The 1,573-nt window shown below is 64.0% G+C and carries 2 protein-coding genes; one reads left to right on the top strand and one right to left on the bottom strand.

What is annotated here, in order from left to right:
- Window positions 1–770: RsbRD N-terminal domain-containing protein (locus ACRDUX_RS05235; RefSeq protein WP_526411678.1), on the bottom strand; the 770-nt coding region annotated here is incomplete at its 3' end.
- A 215-nt stretch (window positions 771–985) separates the two neighbouring features.
- On the opposite strand from ACRDUX_RS05235, the gene ACRDUX_RS05240 reads away from it, so the two are divergent.
- The coding region (locus tag ACRDUX_RS05240; RefSeq protein WP_526411680.1) for a phosphotransferase at window positions 986–1,573 on the top strand (588 nt) is incomplete at its 3' end.

Here is a 1,573-nt window from a genome sequence, read left to right on the forward strand (position 1 = left end):
GCACAGACGTGTTCGCTCAGCGGCGTGAGGTCGGCGATGAGGTCCGCATGCCAGCTGGAGGTATGAATGATGCCGCGAAGTTCTTGTGCGAACCAGTTGAAGTAGAAGGCCGTGCCGCCGTTCTCGAGTCGTTCGGCGCACTCGGCGACGAGTTCGGGACGAGGAATGGGGAAGGCTCCCACTAGGCAGACGTAGTGGCCGGCCGCGGGGAGGCCGAGCATGCGTGCGGCGTCTTCGACGGTCGACGGGTGGGTGTCACCGTCCAGTAAGAGTTGTCCGAAGGCCGCCGAGCGGATCTCTTCACGGTTGCCGCGCGCGACTTGGTAACCCTGGACGACTTCTTCGGTGTTGGCCTCGATGACTTCCCAGACCATCAGCGACGAGCGTTCGAGGAACTCGGCCCGGGTGCCGACCCCGAGGGCGTGGCCTTCGGCGATCAGCGCCTCCCACAGCGTCTTGAGGTCGATCCGGAACGCGTGCAAGACGCTGGAGAGCGGAACATTCTGGTGTGCCCGGATGCGCCCGACCTCCAGCGCCGCCGAGCGGAGCGGGTCGGGGATGTCGGCGCCGGCGAGTCGGGTCAGGGCGAGCCGCATCGTGCGGTCCATGTGGTAGCTCAGGTCGTCTCGGCTGACGGGCCCGCCGGAGTACGTGGGCTCGTCCTGAATGGTCTGGTCGACGGCGCGTTCGATGATGTGCGGTAGCCGGATGTTGAGCAGTCGGCGCGCCGCCGACCGAATCAACCTGGTGGTGTGGTCTTCACCGGTCATTCATCGCTCCTCTTGCCGCGAGACTCCGTTCTTACGCCGGCGTAACACTGCCGGAACACCGCCTGCCGAATCAGCACTGAAATATGCAAAGTGCACTCGATCTAGCCGCATTGCGCGCCGTTTCAGGCATTGACGCCAGCATAGTGGCACTTTTCAATTGTGTGACACGCCACGTTGCAGTTGCCGACTGAGCATGAACCAACGAACGGAGATCGATGCCGAAGCCAACCGCGCCGTCCGCGGACCATGACGTCGCGTCAGCTGAGATCGTCGCGGCTCGGCTGTCGGATTCGTACGGTCTGCCCGATGCCGACCTGGCGTTCCTCGGAGGCGAACTGGATCGCAATTACCGAGTGTCGACCGGCGATGGACGGGTGTTTCTGGCGAAGGTGCGCACGAAGGCAGACCGTAACGGCGCGCTGCAATGGCAGAAGGACATCCTGCTGCACCTGGCCGATCGGACGTCCGATGGCCACCTGGGTGTGGCAGTGCCGTCATTGGTCCGCACGCTCGACGGTCATCTCGACGTCGGCATCGACGTGGGATCCGAACGGTGGCTGCTCACGGTGCTGAACTGGGTGTCTGGGACCGACATGGTCCGTGTCGCCGAGCATTCCCAAGAGCTGCTCGTCGACATCGGGGCTACCGCGGCCCGGGTGACCAAGGCGTTGGAGGGCTTCGAGTCGGCGTCCATCCACATCACCCACCATTGGGACATCACGCGCGCTGCCGATGTGATCGAAGAATGCCTGGCCCTGGATCCCACGTTGGAAGGGAGCTCAGAAGCGCAGATTGCTCTGCAA

It is taken from the genome of Mycobacterium sp. (assembly GCF_050701675.1).
In the GTDB taxonomy this organism is placed as follows: domain Bacteria; phylum Actinomycetota; class Actinomycetes; order Mycobacteriales; family Mycobacteriaceae; genus Mycobacterium.